The sequence below is a fragment of the Sporosarcina koreensis genome (genome assembly GCF_001531445.1).
Lineage (GTDB): Bacteria > Bacillota > Bacilli > Bacillales_A > Planococcaceae > Sporosarcina > Sporosarcina koreensis_C.
The window spans coordinates 1-14,524 of the sequence record NZ_LQYA01000093.1 but is presented as its reverse complement, the minus strand read 5'-3'; the positions used below and the strand labels follow the sequence as shown (position 1 = coordinate 14,524).

Genomic DNA, 14,524 nt, shown 5'->3' with positions numbered 1-14,524 from the left:
GTTTCAATTCCTTTTTGTGTTATAGAGATTTTCAGCTTATTTATTGGAGTAAAGATATCTCCATGAACTTGGATAAACTGCAAATTATCTAAATATATCATAATTTCGTTCATTCCTTTTTTATCTCTTAAATACTTATAAATCAAAGGAGTATTAGTTTCATGGTTTTCAAAATAAATTACTGAATAATAATACAATAGTTGTTCAAGACTTAAGCGTCTTTTGCGAAAAATTTCTTTTAAATGATATAAAATCGCAAGATATTTTAAAACGTCTAATTTTTTATTATCAAAGAGTAAATCTATTTCAGCGGGTAATTGAAATACATTATTATCAGTGCTCATAATCTTTCACTTCCCCACCAAACATCCTTTTCTTCATCGTCTGCAAGCACATGAATAAATCCCTTAGATTCTGCTGTGGTTGGTTTATTCGAATTATTTACCAATCTATCAATATTAATATTCTCTAAATTTTTATGAATTTTTATTAGCAACTCTTTACTTGTTCTACCTTCAATATCATAAATCTCAACATATTTTTCCTTGTATTTCATAAAGACTTCGGCTAAGATACCGTCAATAAACTCTTTGGGAAGTCCAAATTTTTTACTTGTTCTTATAAATTTTTCCGCTGCGATATAAAAATATTTGCTTATCTCGCACAATTTTTCACCCATATTAGCAATTTCCAATTTACGATAAAATAAATTTTGTTCATGTGTTTCACTATTAATTAAATCATCAATTCCAATTGCCGTATAGGTTAAATCTTTTGATTGTTCAGTTGTCTTTTCATCTGAATCTGTAATTTCTTCAGTAATTTCTGCAAGCACTCTTCGTATCTCTTTTGTATGAGAGGATTTAGTTGCATCATATTCAATAATTCTCAGACCATATTCTCGACTTAATTCTCCTCTTTGTTTAGCATCCAATTCTTTAGCATTGACTAACAAGTAATGAGTTCCCTTAAAATACTTTTTATGATTTTTCACTAAAGATTTAACAAAAGTATCATTAAATGAAAAACCCAAGAAGAGGAAACTGTAGGAGCTAGAGAACGCTTTCATCATATTATCAAATACTTCATTAGAGTATAACTCATCATACTTTTCTGACGAAATGATTATTGAATCAGGATTAGATACACTTCCATGAATATGAAACAGATATTTTTCCCCTTGGTTTTCAAATAACCTCTGTATATTCGAAGTATAATCAGTAAGAGAGCTGAAACTATTTATTTTGGAAACATGATCCTCAATTAATCTGTCATAATTTGTAGTTAAATATAATCTAAAGTTTTCTTTGATAAGATCAATATAGTTATTATCCACAATTTCGTCTGTATTTACCATTCTTCTAGAATAACAATCAGCTATTTTTTCTTGAATTGGTTGATCATCTATTCCCCCATATTTTTTAATATTTTCAATAGCTGATTGATATTCACCTAACTCTAAATCATGGTCAATCATAGGCCAATAAGCTTCGTTTAAAAACGATGCTTTTAGCTCCTGTATTAAATTACTCCATGATTTCAATTGAAATGGAATAGACAATCCAGCGCCTATGAAAGGGATGATTTTTTTGTCATGATATTTCGTTTTTAATTCATTTATTATATACTGGCTCATTAGCTTTTCACCTCTTCAATAATAAAATATATATAGTACAATTATACCACATTATTTTATAGAGAGGTTGAGCTGACTAATAAGTCAGCTATCTTATTTAAAGGAAAGTAGAAATAAAAAACTGAAAAGATTCTTCATTTTAGTTTTAATTTTATTAAGAGTTGTGGCACTGTGTTATATTTATATACTTGAATATTTTCGTAATTAATTAAAATCAACGGTTTTACACTAACTTAAGTGGATACAATTGATGTTTTCCGCTATTTTTGGCACCTTGCGTGTGCGGAAACATATTGGCGATTTTGACTTTGACGTATGTGGTAATATATCAAATTCTATACCTAGACTTGTTATACAAACAAATCAATTTTACTACGATTCCTATAGTCATAACCCGTTTTACTTTTAGCGGCATTCCGTAATCCCATACCAATGTATTTACTGTAAACAACCATATCTCGCCCATTTAAATTTGCATAAAAAGTATATGCCATTTTTGTTTTATCATCCCATGCATTCCATAGGGTAGGACTCAACACCATGTTTTCTGAATACAACGGCAAAAACATTGACATATAGAATTTAATCTTATCTATTGGATAGCTCTTAAGTTGGCTAAACAATCTTTCATATATCGGCGTTTCACTTTTCAAACAACTTAATAAAATATATGATTGACTATCTTCTGGAAAAACTGTCACAGCAAGACGATGCATAACACCTTTTACAGTATGTTTAATTTTATTGCCATCCAAATCGTAATCGGGGGCAATATACATATAGGCTGCACATTTGATTTGTTCTGGTATCCTCACAACACACGTTTCAATACCCGAATATTCCTTAGCAATCAATTCCCTGTCGAAATGCTCTTTAATGGGTTCAAATTCACGTATTTTAAATTGCAACATTCTATACATTCCAACCATCATGAATGATTTGAATGCAACTGGTTGTTTTGCAAAACTTGCCCTAAAAACATCTATACCCATTCGTTGTTTATAATATTCGAAAATAAATGCTTTATAAGCATATACGAACTTCATTTCCTCGTTTGATTCATCAAAATCCGGAGCGCCTTTTTCTATTATTGCAAAGGCAGTATTATCATGTAAATCACAAAAACATGTTTCTGTAGTTGCATCATTTGCACTTGTCTTTTTTACCTCAATAATCATTTCCGTTTTACCATTCTTCCTTGGAATTAATAACGGCTGCTTTTTGGGATCAAGCATATAGACATGCCTGTCACTTCCCGCAATCAGCGATATTATCTTATTGTTTTGTAAAGCATGGGCACCTTTAATTTTCCCCTTACAATTTTCTTGCTCAGGATGCATGCAACACTTGGCCATGGATTTTCTCATCATTTCCATGATTTGAACATTAGGAGGTTTTTTGGATAACTCTTGTGGTTGATGTCCTTTTGTTTTACAACAGTCAATATACCTCTTACGACTACCGCAAGGGCAATCTTCATTATTCCAAATTCTTAAGTTTTTTAATAAATTCACCCCCAAAACTCCCTCCATTTTTTCTAATTTTATAGGTAATACTTTCAATTTATTAAATACCGAAGACGCTATTCAAAAATGACTTTGTCAGCAATCATTATCGCATTCCAGGTCATGAATTCAATTGTAAATTCTTATTCTTCCTATATTTCCTCTGACCTTTTATATCTATTAGTACAAAGATCCAAAAGATTAACAGCATTATTATAAATAAGTGAAAATGTTTTATTGATATAAATTCAGCAAATCCGATAAACTGATTGTTATTCCTGCCTGTCCAAGTTCATCCTTACGCTCTTTATAAAGAACTTCAATTAATATATCTGATCCTAATCCGTAATGAATTTGATTATGACAATTACTACATAAAGAAACGATGTTTGCTTCTACATCCAGCGAATGTTCAAACTCATTTTGAGAAGCCATGGGAATTAAATGATGAGGTTCTGCGTAACTAGTATTCGTACTCCTTCTAAGAAAACTTGGATGTTCAACATCAATTTCACATTTATGATTTGCCCTTATAAGAGCGTTCATTGCAACCTTTCTATCTCTTGGATATGACCTTTTCCCTTTACTCACATTCGCTTTAGGTTTCTCCTTTGGTTCCGGTGTATATGTGATATGCTGATTAGCCGCACCTTTTAACATTGAATCAATATCATCTAATAATTCCTGATCCAACTTGTTCTCATCAGATTGAACGTTGGATTTGTTTAAAAGCCTTAATAACTGTTCTTTTTCTGAATTTGTAAATTGAATTTCTGAAGATTCTCTTATAACGTATTCTGCCATGTTTTTATTAGCAGTAAATAAATATCCGGTATTCCCTCTACCCAATTTATTGAAAGGGGCTTTAGATTCCGGCTGTAATTTTAATAGTTTATCCATATGATCTGAAGTTACAATTGGATTAGTGATTGGATAGTATTTTGCGTTTACCCTCCAGCCCTTGTTATTCCATTCGTCATGTACTCCTTTTGCAGTTGGCCTATCGGCTTCATATACATCCGCTTCAGCTATACTAATTGCAACTATCTTTTTTAGATAGCTATGTATAATTAGATCACCTTTTTGAACATCTTTCATTTGTTCCCAATGAGAAACTTTCCTTCCATTATCGCCATGCTGTGGTGCCCACAAATAGGCCCCCTTAAATTCCTCAGAATAGCTTTTGTTCTGAAAAACAAAGAAGTATCGTCTGTTATCCATTTCTATTGATTGGTCTATTTGATTTGAAATAAACTTTTCCAATTCATTTGTCATTCTACTCGGTCCTTGTACCGATTTTAGTCCTTCATTTTTTAGAATCTTATACGGTAATAATTCATCATCAAAAGTTCTCAATAACTGCAATTCCATATATTTTCCATATTCTTCAAAGTTAGACCCATCAATCACATAATCAGAGTCATAAGGTTTTGCTTCTGGTAAATCTACTGCTATTACTTTTGTTTCATATTTAATTGCGCCGCAAGGTTTCCCTACATAAATATAAACAATATCACCAACATGAACATTAACACTTTGCTTCCAATTCAATATATCAAATTCGTCAAATGCACCAATTACATCATAATAATTAGGATTACAAGTGATGATCCATTTTTCCATTTTGCATTCCCCTTCCCTGGTAAAAATAACCTTTTTATCTACATTGTAAAGGATATTAAATAATTAAAATATGAATTAACTTTTTCATAAAAAGTATTTATTCGTCGTTTTTATATTGAATAATCGTTCTTGATCTTTTTCTGTTAACAAATCATCTGGATGTTTACTAGAGTCTTGAACCCAATTAGCTTTATTCATAGCCCATTCATATTCAACTGTTGTTTCATCTAATTCAGCGGAAATGTATTCTTTCATTAGTTTCGAATAAAAATAGTTCATCGAATTATTGAGCAAATCCTGAGTTCTTTTATATTCGTTTTCCCGCTGCTCTTTGAGTAATTCCCTCTCTTGTTCCTCTTTCAGCTTTTTCTCTTCTGCTATTATATGAGCCTTTTCTTCTTCATCAATGATTGGTGGAAGTGAAAATATGTATAAGAATATTTTTCTTAATAAATCTTCAGGTGTCATAGTTTTCGTTTGGTTGATTAACTTTTCATTTCTACCCCATTTATACCAATAAACTTTGTAACCTACTTCAACATTTATTTTCCCTGTTGTTTCATACTTAAATGTATGATAAGTTGAGTAATTTTTATCTTCTGGAGATAACATTATCTTTTTACATGGTAATTTAAAATTTAACGTAAAAGTATACTTTTTATACATTACTTGTGTTTCATCATACGTTGCTACAATTTTTGCTCCCACCTTTTCAAGCGCTTTAAATAAACTATCAATGAAAGGTAGAATTTCTGGAATGATTTCACCAGAAGCTGACTTAATTCTTAATTTATCTTCTCTATATGATTGAGTTTTTCTGCGGTATTTCACTATTTCCTTATGGGGTTTATTAGATAAAACTCTATTAATCTTTAATGTGTTATAAATACTGGTTAACTTTTCTTGATCAGATTCTAAGTAAGAGAAATAGACCGGCTTCTCCTTTTTTTCTTTCTTTATAGACGAAGCAATATTTTTTTCAGGAGAGGTGCTATTGGACTTTTTGTCATTTACAGCTGCTATATTTTTGTTAGGTGCTGCTGCAATTTGTTTTTTAGCTTTTTCAAGAACAATCATATGATTATCATTTGGATTTGGTAGTGACGGTTGGACTGGCTTCTCATTCCCCATATGTAAACTACTCCAATAAGATGCTGTAGGTAGTGGAATATCATTACTAGTACATGCATTTTTCAATCTATTATATGGAACATTTAGTACTTTAGCTGTTTTAGTGATACCAATAGTCCATAGTTTTTCATATAAATCTTTTCTCAAGATTGATAGCATTCTTTTTCCCCTCTTTTCATCCTTTATTTCATTCTATATCTATAGGAATTTTCAGTCAATTTAATGCATAAATAAGCCCTTGCCTGATTGACATGAGCCCCAATAATCTATATTTTATATTTATATTTGCTTTTCAATTCCTGATTTAAACCCAATTGTTAAATGTTTTTCATGAACTGTTATTTTTTCAATCAACCGTCTTACAAGAGGATCATTAAATTCTTCTAGTTGATGTGTTTGTCCTTTTAAAAACTTTGTCATTTCTTCTATTCGTTGCCGCACGCCTTCACGTTCAGCATTCTCGACTAAAACATCTTGCTTGAGTCCCCTGAGTCGATATATTTCTTCAGCCACTTCATCGTAATCCTCTTTTGAATTTGCTAGTCTTAGAAGTTCATTTTGTAATTCCTCTAATGTTTTATCAATTTCAGCAGTGGTCTGATCTCTGTCTTCATTTAAAACTGTTTCAATGTTATCGATTAGAATTGATAGGTATGTGTCTATACCAGTTATAGCAGTACTGATAAAGTATTACTTCATACTGGATAGCTGCCATTCATTGGATAGTAAAAAAGAAAGATGAAAGGTTATAAATGACAACAACCACATGGCAAAAATGCGTCTTAGGGAAAACTTTAATAGACCAAATGTCTTTTCCTTATCGATTACAATACCTTGTACCAATCTCATTTCTTTTCCTCCTTATGCTTTTACCATGTCATCAGCATATTCTAAATTTCCAAAAGTTTTTCCATGTTTGGAATAACGTATTTTAATTCCATATACTTTTACCTCTTTTCTCTCTAGTTTTGAACTGAAAGTAAATTATTATATGCTCGCACAATTTATAGATAGTGAGCGCCCACTCTTTGTTTGTGACATGATTTTACTTCCTTTCTGTTTTAACATTACAATTAGCAAAGAAAAAAGACGCCCGTTTCTGAACGTCTTAAGGTGCTTTTCCTATTTGATCTTTAAATTCTAAATACATCTATCACTAAAATCTTTCTTACCAACTTCATTTAGCCATAATCTATAAGAAATCCTTAATGCCCATTATTTAATAGTAATATTATGATAATTCTATTATCCTACATAATATATTAATCATTAATTAATGAATTCATACGAGCTTCTTCAAATTTAAGTTTTTCTAAATCTTCATAATATCTTTCTTTAGTTATATTCATACACGCAATCCTATTATCAAAGCTTCTCGTAGCTAAAGCTTTCTCATTATAGAACAAAGTGAAATCATGGATTGTTGCTGTAAGCCCAGAACATGCAGAACACCATTCTTTAATCTCTTTCGGTGGAAGAGTAAGTTCCGTTTCTGCAAAGTACCATTTTTCTATGAGTGACGCTAGCAAGTTCATTTCATCTATAAATTGTTGTTCAGTCTTTGTTTCGTTTAAAAATTCATTATATATGTTTATTACTTTTTCAGCTAATGTGACAAGTTGGCTAATAATCTCCTTTGTTTGAAATATAAGTGTTTTTTCCTCACCTATATTTTCTTGTTGAAATATTTTCAAAGTTGTATAGTATGAATGAAAATTAAAATAGACACCATCAATAGTTTCAGTCTTATCAGATTTTCTATACCACCATTTTTTATCTTGGGTTTCATCTATCCATGTTGTGTGACAAATAAAGTTTGAATTTGTCATATCAGTTTCATCTCTTCCATAATAACAAAATACGATATTAGCATTTAGACCTTTCCATTTGAATTCCTCTTGTTCACTCTTATATATTTCTTCTCTTTTTACTTTTTCAACTATCTCATAATTAATGGAGGAAATTTCCTTAAATGATAGAGGTCTTTTCAAAATTATTTTAACAGAGAATCTTTTTGCAATTGAACTATGAGTCGGTTCCACTGAATAAATAATGTAATTTTCTGTTTCGTTATAAAATTCTTTAGTTTTATATGGAATATAAGTCTCAACTGGGAATAAAATTGTCCCTCCTAAATTTGCTCTAAAAATAGGATTTTGTTTATGATTAGGATTACTTTTATTCCAAATATCAAGATAGAGAAAAAGTAGTTTTTGTATATCATGCAAAGACTTTTTTCCTTTTTTTATTAAAAGTTTATCTTTAAGAGCTTCACATAAGAAGCTGGTAAATAAGCTAACTGGTTTAGCTGGATGTCCATAAGAATATTGAGTAGCATTACTTGAAGAAATAACTACAGAACCTTTTCCAAAAAAGTCAGCTATTTCTGTATCAACTGAGAGTTTAGCAGTTTCTTCAACTTTAAAGTTTCCAGACATACAACTATCTAAAATTATTATTTTATTTTTGGCAAGAATATTGTCAAAAGCTTGAATGAGATCCTGTGTTTTCAATACACCATCACTAAATAATAAATAGTGGTCACTAGGTACATTCCCACCATGTCCTGAAAAATAAAAAATAAAAGTATCATCAGCTTCTAAATGAAAGTTAATTAATTTAACTGCATCAAGAAAATCTGATTTACTAACAAATCCATCATCACCTAAGGATGTAATATTACTTTTTTCTACTAACAATCCATCAACTAGAGCATTTTTTACAGCATTGATATCATTTATACAAAAAGGTAGGTTAGATTGATTAATGCTTGAATATTCACTTACACCTACCACTAGTGCCTTTATCTCCATAATTTATCCCCCTGAACCAATTGTCATACAATAATATTGTAGCATTTATTTTAGTTAAATAAGATTGTTTTAGTAGTTAAAAAGAAAATCAATAGAGAACGCCTGACTAGATAGTTTTTACTATTTAATTTCGAATAAGAAAATCCATTAATATATTATTTTATATTCCTTAATGCATATATCAAAATCAAGTAATTCCACTTTATTATAAAATTCAAATTTTAAAAATTCATCTCAAATGTTTTGATATTTCTTAAAAACCTATAATATATACAGTATTGTATTGTCATAGTATTACAGTTGTCTTAACCTCCTTTGTAAGACCATTATTTCTAGAAATTTTATATTGATCGGTACCCCTTTGATTTTTAAATCTAAGTACATTGATTACTGCAATAGCCCCCATTCTAATCATCTAACTTCTTAGATCAATCCTTCATCTTTTCACAAATTTTTCAAAATAATGCTTACTAGAATAGAATACGGCGACTGTAAATTTTCTTAACTCACAATCGCCGTAATAGCTTATATACAAACTTACTTTTATAATTATTCCATTGTGTTCCCACACCCCAGATCAATTACCACCGAAACAGTAATGTGATCTTTCAATACCTTATTTCTAGTTTTTTCACCTTCTCCTACAAATACAAAATGCTTGTAAAAGTGCTTAAAACTAAGGATTTCTATAAAGTTTGTCGTTGTAGCAACGATACACACTCCACATGACTGCTTTGCGGGAACATGTCTACCGGCTGAACTTCCTTCGTCCGATAGCCACCGTCCTCTAAAATCCGCAAGTCGCGGGCTAGTGTTCCTGGATTACATGAAACATACACGACTCTTTTCGGTTTATATTCCAAGATTGTCTGCAATAGCTTCTCGTCGCAGCCTTTGCGTGGCGGATCAACGACTAATACGTCGAACCGTTTGCCTTCCGCGTACCATTTCGGAATGACTTCTTCCGCAGCCCCTGCTTCGAAGTAGGCATTTGTCATACCGTTCAGTTCCGCGTTTCGTTTAGCGTCTTCGATTGCTTGAGGAACGATTTCCACGCCATACACTTCCTTCGCCTTTTCTGCAAGGAATAGTGAAATCGTGCCAATTCCGCAATATGCATCGATGACCACTTCGTCGCCTGTCAGCTGTGCGTAGTCAAGGGCTTGTCTATAAAGCACTTCGGTTTGGGCTGGGTTCACTTGGTAGAAGGAGCGCGCCGATATTTCAAACTTGATGTCACCGATTGTGTCGATGATAAACGATTTGCCGTATAGGGGGATCGTTTCATTTCCGAAGATGACGTTCGTCTTTTCTCCGTTGACGTTCTGCATGATCGAAGTCACTTCTGGTACGACTCGTTTAATCAGCTGAACAACCGCATCTTTCTGTGGGAATTTCTTTTTGAGCGTCACGAGGACGACCATGATTTCCCCTGTTGCCTTCCCTTTCCGAACGATCAAATGCCGAAGCATACCGCGGTGGGTCTTTTCGTTATACGCTTCAAGGCCAAGTGCATGCATTTCATGCTTCAACGTGGACATGAGCTCATCCGCCTCTTCGCTTTGGATGATGCAGACGTCCGTGTCGACAATATGATGCGTGCGTGATTTATAAAAACCAGATACGACTTTTCCGTCCCGTTCGCTGAAGGGAATCTGTGATTTATTGCGATAGCGCCACGGGTCTTCCATCCCTTTGACTGGGTGGACAGGTACGTCCGGCAACTTCGCGATGCGATCGATGACGTCGCGGACTTGTTTTTGCTTTTGGATGAGTTGCGCTTCATATGATAAATGCTGCAATTGGCAGCCGCCGCATTCCCAAAATACATGGCATGGTGGTTCGATTCGATCCAGTGAAGGCTTCGTCACATTCAATAGATGTGCAAATCCATAGTTCTTCAACGTCTTTCCGACTTTGACCTCGACTTCCTCACCAGGCAATGCACCGGGGATGAATAACGGATAGCCTTCCACTTTCGCAACGCCCGATCCGTCATGCGTCAAATCCTCCACATGAACAGTGAGACGATCGTTTTGATTCACAATAAAAGACATGATTTTTTCTTCCTCCAAATTTCGTATGCTCTCAGTTTAACACAAAAGCGAAAAGGTTCTTCATCTGATAAGTGAGTCAAAAGTCCCTAAATGATAATATATCCTGGGAAATGATTGATATCTCTTCCCAATTGATCGATATAAGCTCGGAAATGAACGATAAGTATAAAGAAAGGACGAAAAAGCAGACGCCATCATGACGTCTGCTTTTTGTCACTCTTTTTTATCTCTCACCGAACCATCCATCGGCGAGATGACAAATGCTACGACAATCGCCGCAATCAAAATGATGAAAGGAGCATAAAAAATAATGAAGTTAGACAAATCGTATTCCTCCTTTACGCGTGAAAATCCTTTTTCCCACGGACATAGCCTTTATTGAACAGGAACAGCCGCATGAGCAGCACCAGCGACGGGATTAACAGACCCAGTCCAAGAATGAATGCTACGATGAGCGAGATTGCCATTGCCGGATTCGTGAAACTGTCGTAAATCGTCAAATGCGGATAGAGCAAATACGGATAATGCGATGCGCCATACCCGAAAAACGCAAAGGCGAATTGACCCATGAGCAATCCGAACGCCCAGCCATAGCTCCGACGTTTCCATAGTAGCCAAACCGTTCCGATGAAGAGGATGAACGAAATGAGAAACATCGGCCAAAACGTCTGGATATTGCTGTAATGCTCGAAATTATGCCTTCTCAGCTCGAAGATGATGCCACCCGCCGTAATAATTGTCGGCAATGACCAGATGAGCGCATATTTCCGGAGCAGGTCGGTCGCTTCGACGTCTCCCGCTTTATTCGCATACCATGTCAGGAATACCGCCGAAATGTAAAGCGTCGCGGCAATACTCAAGACGACGATCGACCAAGTCAACGGGCTTGTGAATAAAACCCAGTAATCGAGCACCGGGGCTCCATCGACCATTTCGATGAAGCCGCCTTCCGAAATCGTCAGAACGATCGAAAGCGATGCGGGGATCAGCAGCCCTGCAAGCCCATACATGAATGAATAGCCTTTATGGCCACGGGCCCCGTACGTTTCAAACGCGTAATACGAACCGCGGATTGCGAGCAGGATGACGCCGATGCTGACCGGAACCAATAACGTCGTCCCATAATAGAAAGCTGTTTTCGGGAAGAACCCGATAATGCCGACAAAGAAGAAGACGAGAAATACGTTCGTCACTTCCCAGACGGGGGATAAATAACGTTGGATAACCTTCGTCAATATCCGCTGTTTCCCTGTCAGCAAGCTGTATGCATTAAAGAACCCTGCGCCAAAATCAATGGCGCCGACAAGAATATAACCGAAGAGGAACGTCCAAAGAACCGAAATCCCTAGTATCTCCAAGTTCATTGCACATCACCGCCTTTTCCCATATGCCGGTCTTCCAATTCACGTTCGACTGGGTTTTTGCGGAACATCCGTCGTAAAACGACGACACTACCGATGCCGAGGATGATGTACAGCAATGCGAACAACATGAGCATTAAGTCGACTTGCCCGCTCGTTGTTGCAGCGTCCTCGACCCGCATAAGCTTCCTAAGGATCCACGGTTGCCGTCCGACTTCCGCAAGCCACCAACCCGATTCGATGGCGATGATTGTCAGCGGCGCTCCGAGGACAATGAGCCAGCGGAACCATTTTGTCGTCACGCTTCTCCAGCCGCGTTTTATGCCGATCCAATACCAAGCTGCAAGCAAGACCATCCACATGCCGATGAATACCATGATATTGAATAAGTAATGGATATAGAGCGGCGGGATTTCATCTTCCGGGAACTGATCCAATCCGATCACTTCCGCCTTCGGATTGTTATGTGCCAATAAGGATAGCCCGAACGGCACCTTGATGGCATATTTCGGTTCGCCATCCTTCAAAACGCCCAATAACAGAAGTTCCGCATTTTCCTTCGTTTCGAAATGCCATTCTGCAGCAGCCAGTTTTTCAGGCTGGTATTCGGCCAAGTATTTACCGGAGAAATCCCCTATCAATGCGGTTGCGATCGCAAATACTAGCCCGACCTTCATCGTCAAATATAGGGCTTTCTTATGATAAATATGATCGGAGCCTTTCAACAAGCGGAACGCTGCAATCGCCGCCAGCACAAATGCCGCTGTCATATATGCCGTGATAACGACATGCGCAACTTTGGTCGGCATCGCCGGGTTGAACATCGCAATGATCGGATTGATGTTGACGAGTTCACCGTTCACGATATCGAATCCTTGAGGAGCATTCATGAACGCATTCACCATCGTAATGAAAACCGCAGAAAAAGAAGCACCAATCGCAACCGGTACTAATAGCAGCAAATGCTTTTTCTGATTTTCAAATCGATCCCATGTGTATAAATAAATACCGAGAAAAATGGCTTCAAAAAAGAAAGCGAACGTTTCCATGAATAACGGAAGCGCTATGACATTTCCAGCCAACTCCATGAAATTCGGCCATAGCAATGACAATTGCAGGCCGATGGCGGTCCCTGTAACGACCCCGACGGCCACTGTAATGACAAAGCCGCGCGCCCACCGTCTGGCAAGCAAAATATAATGTTCATCATTTTTCCGGATTCCCACCCATTGCGCAATCATGATCATGAGCGGGACACCGACGCCGATCGTCGCGTATATGATATGGAACGATAACGTCAGTTCCGTTAAGACCCGCGAATAAAAAACGGCTTCTTCATTCCCCATCTATTTTTCCTCCTTCAACTTCCAAATATTCTTCCGGCAATTGAAAGTAACATGATCCCTGCCACTGCAAAGACAAGCCACATAAGCCACTTCTCTTGTTTCTTATACACGGGATCCCTCCGTTCTTTGAATTCCTCTTCCCTATCATAAGATAACTACACTATACTTTTCCCTTTTTACGATTGAAATAACAGGTTTGTCACAGTTATTGTGAAATGTTTTCAACCGGAGTTTTTCTCTTGAGAGTATTTAGAATCTTATGTATAATAGAGAGATTAAAGGACGGTGAGCACAATGGAGATTAAAAGAAAAGTTTTAGCTTATATTACGAAGGATGAACATGCCGAACGAAAAATCCTTGTGTTCGAGCACAAAGATCATCCGGAAGCAGGTTTGCAAGTGCCAGGCGGAACGATTGAAGAGGATGAGATGCTCATCGATGCGCTCTACCGGGAGATTGAGGAAGAAACCGGCATACGCCGGGAACAATTGCAGTTGAATGGCAAGGTGAACAAGGAGAATTATTTTCCTGAAAACCGGAAGGACGTCATTCATGAGCGGAATATCTTTCACCTCGCTTTCATCGGCGAGGAGGAAACCGAATGGGACACAATCGTTAACAGTACCGGGAAAGACAATGGAATGATCTTCCACTGCCGCTGGGTTCCGGTGAATGACTTGCCTTCGTTAGCAGCAAGTCAGGATGAGGCGATTGATTTTATTAATTGAGGGCAGCCCTTGTGATATGCCGGGCAATAAATAAAAGCTGCATGGATGTTCAATCCAATGCAGCTTCTTCATTTTCAAGCTCTCTATCAATTTTATCCTGCTCCCGCAATTGGTCGAGCGGGGCGAACATTTCAATATGACGGTATCGGTTTTCAAAAGTGGCGGGAAGGGTGCCGCCGTATTCTCCGTCCAAGTTCAGCAGCACTTCTTCGGATGAAGTGATCTTCACTTTTTTCGGCTGTGCCGAAATGACGAGCGGATCATCCAAATGCTCTCCACGCAATGCCAGCGTGACGATTCGGATGAATTCGGCCATATTACAT

At 36.2% G+C, this 14,524-nt stretch carries 12 protein-coding genes and 1 pseudogene; 1 reads left to right on the top strand and 12 read right to left on the bottom strand.

Features of this window, described 5'->3' with window-relative positions; translation table 11 throughout:
- The 11 genes from AWV70_RS11610 to AWV70_RS11565 form a co-directional block, all read right to left on the bottom strand.
- Positions 1-344 (bottom strand): hypothetical protein (locus tag AWV70_RS11610; RefSeq protein ID WP_060207234.1); only part of this gene is annotated, 344 nt, incomplete at its 3' end.
- On the bottom strand, positions 341-1,636 hold the full coding sequence (locus tag AWV70_RS11605) for an SIR2 family NAD-dependent protein deacylase (RefSeq protein WP_060207231.1): 1,296 nt from the start codon (positions 1,634-1,636) through the stop codon (positions 341-343). The genes AWV70_RS11610 and AWV70_RS11605, both read right to left, overlap by 4 nt.
- Before the next feature lie 350 nt (positions 1,637-1,986).
- Positions 1,987-3,150: an SEC-C domain-containing protein gene (locus tag AWV70_RS11600; protein ID WP_153009969.1), complete on the bottom strand. Its 1,164-nt coding sequence runs from the start codon at positions 3,148-3,150 to the stop codon at positions 1,987-1,989.
- Positions 3,151-3,375: 225 nt separating this feature from the next.
- Entirely contained in the window at positions 3,376-4,764 is a 1,389-nt protein-coding gene (locus AWV70_RS11595; RefSeq protein WP_060207226.1) for an HNH endonuclease, read from the bottom strand.
- Positions 4,765-4,848: 84 nt separating this feature from the next.
- Positions 4,849-6,054, bottom strand: coding sequence for a hypothetical protein (locus AWV70_RS11590; protein ID WP_060207224.1), 1,206 nt, complete (start codon positions 6,052-6,054; stop codon positions 4,849-4,851).
- A gap of 120 nt (positions 6,055-6,174) precedes the next feature.
- Complete coding sequence (locus tag AWV70_RS11585; RefSeq protein ID WP_060207222.1) at positions 6,175-6,408, bottom strand: hypothetical protein; 234 nt, start codon at positions 6,406-6,408, stop codon at positions 6,175-6,177.
- Between the two features lie 749 nt (positions 6,409-7,157).
- On the bottom strand, positions 7,158-8,708 hold the full coding sequence (locus AWV70_RS11580) for a caspase family protein (protein ID WP_060207220.1): 1,551 nt from the start codon (positions 8,706-8,708) through the stop codon (positions 7,158-7,160).
- Positions 8,709-9,394: 686 nt separating this feature from the next.
- On the bottom strand, positions 9,395-10,765 hold the full coding sequence (gene rlmD / locus AWV70_RS11575) for a 23S rRNA (uracil(1939)-C(5))-methyltransferase RlmD (protein WP_060207218.1): 1,371 nt from the start codon (positions 10,763-10,765) through the stop codon (positions 9,395-9,397).
- A 213-nt stretch (positions 10,766-10,978) separates the two neighbouring features.
- Positions 10,979-11,089 carry a cytochrome bd oxidase small subunit CydS gene (gene cydS / locus AWV70_RS25345; protein WP_414714832.1) on the bottom strand — a complete coding sequence of 37 codons (111 nt, stop codon included), beginning with the start codon at positions 11,087-11,089 and terminating at the stop codon, positions 10,979-10,981.
- Between the two features lie 14 nt (positions 11,090-11,103).
- Positions 11,104-12,129 carry a cytochrome d ubiquinol oxidase subunit II gene (locus tag AWV70_RS11570; RefSeq protein WP_060207216.1) on the bottom strand — a complete coding sequence of 342 codons (1,026 nt, stop codon included), beginning with the start codon at positions 12,127-12,129 and terminating at the stop codon, positions 11,104-11,106.
- Positions 12,126-13,472 (bottom strand): cytochrome ubiquinol oxidase subunit I, encoded by a 1,347-nt coding sequence (locus AWV70_RS11565; protein WP_060207214.1) that lies wholly within the window; start codon positions 13,470-13,472, stop codon positions 12,126-12,128. Before AWV70_RS11565 ends, AWV70_RS11570 begins: the two co-directional genes overlap by 4 nt.
- A gap of 294 nt (positions 13,473-13,766) precedes the next feature.
- Between AWV70_RS11565 and AWV70_RS11560 the strand changes: the two genes are divergently transcribed.
- Positions 13,767-14,201: an NUDIX hydrolase gene (locus tag AWV70_RS11560; protein WP_060207212.1), complete on the top strand. Its 435-nt coding sequence runs from the start codon at positions 13,767-13,769 to the stop codon at positions 14,199-14,201.
- A 49-nt stretch (positions 14,202-14,250) separates the two neighbouring features.
- Here the strand turns inward: AWV70_RS11560 and AWV70_RS11555 are convergent.
- Positions 14,251-14,524, bottom strand: a pseudogene (locus AWV70_RS11555) (diacylglycerol kinase); the annotation flags it as partial.

What these genes read in the sequence shown, in the direction of transcription:
- AWV70_RS11565 (WP_060207214.1), bottom strand. Translation starts at nt 13,472, where the DNA reads ATGGGGAATGAAGAAGCCGTTTTTTATTCGCGGGTCTTAACGGAACTG.
- AWV70_RS11560 (WP_060207212.1), top strand. Translation starts at nt 13,767, where the DNA reads ATGGAGATTAAAAGAAAAGTTTTAGCTTATATTACGAAGGATGAACAT.
- AWV70_RS11590 (WP_060207224.1), bottom strand. Translation starts at nt 6,054, where the DNA reads ATGCTATCAATCTTGAGAAAAGATTTATATGAAAAACTATGGACTATT.
- AWV70_RS11570 (WP_060207216.1), bottom strand. Translation starts at nt 12,129, where the DNA reads ATGAACTTGGAGATACTAGGGATTTCGGTTCTTTGGACGTTCCTCTTC.
- AWV70_RS11580 (WP_060207220.1), bottom strand. Translation starts at nt 8,708, where the DNA reads ATGGAGATAAAGGCACTAGTGGTAGGTGTAAGTGAATATTCAAGCATT.
- AWV70_RS11605 (WP_060207231.1), bottom strand. Translation starts at nt 1,636, where the DNA reads ATGAGCCAGTATATAATAAATGAATTAAAAACGAAATATCATGACAAA.
- AWV70_RS11595 (WP_060207226.1), bottom strand. Translation starts at nt 4,764, where the DNA reads ATGGAAAAATGGATCATCACTTGTAATCCTAATTATTATGATGTAATT.
- rlmD (WP_060207218.1), bottom strand. Translation starts at nt 10,765, where the DNA reads ATGTCTTTTATTGTGAATCAAAACGATCGTCTCACTGTTCATGTGGAG.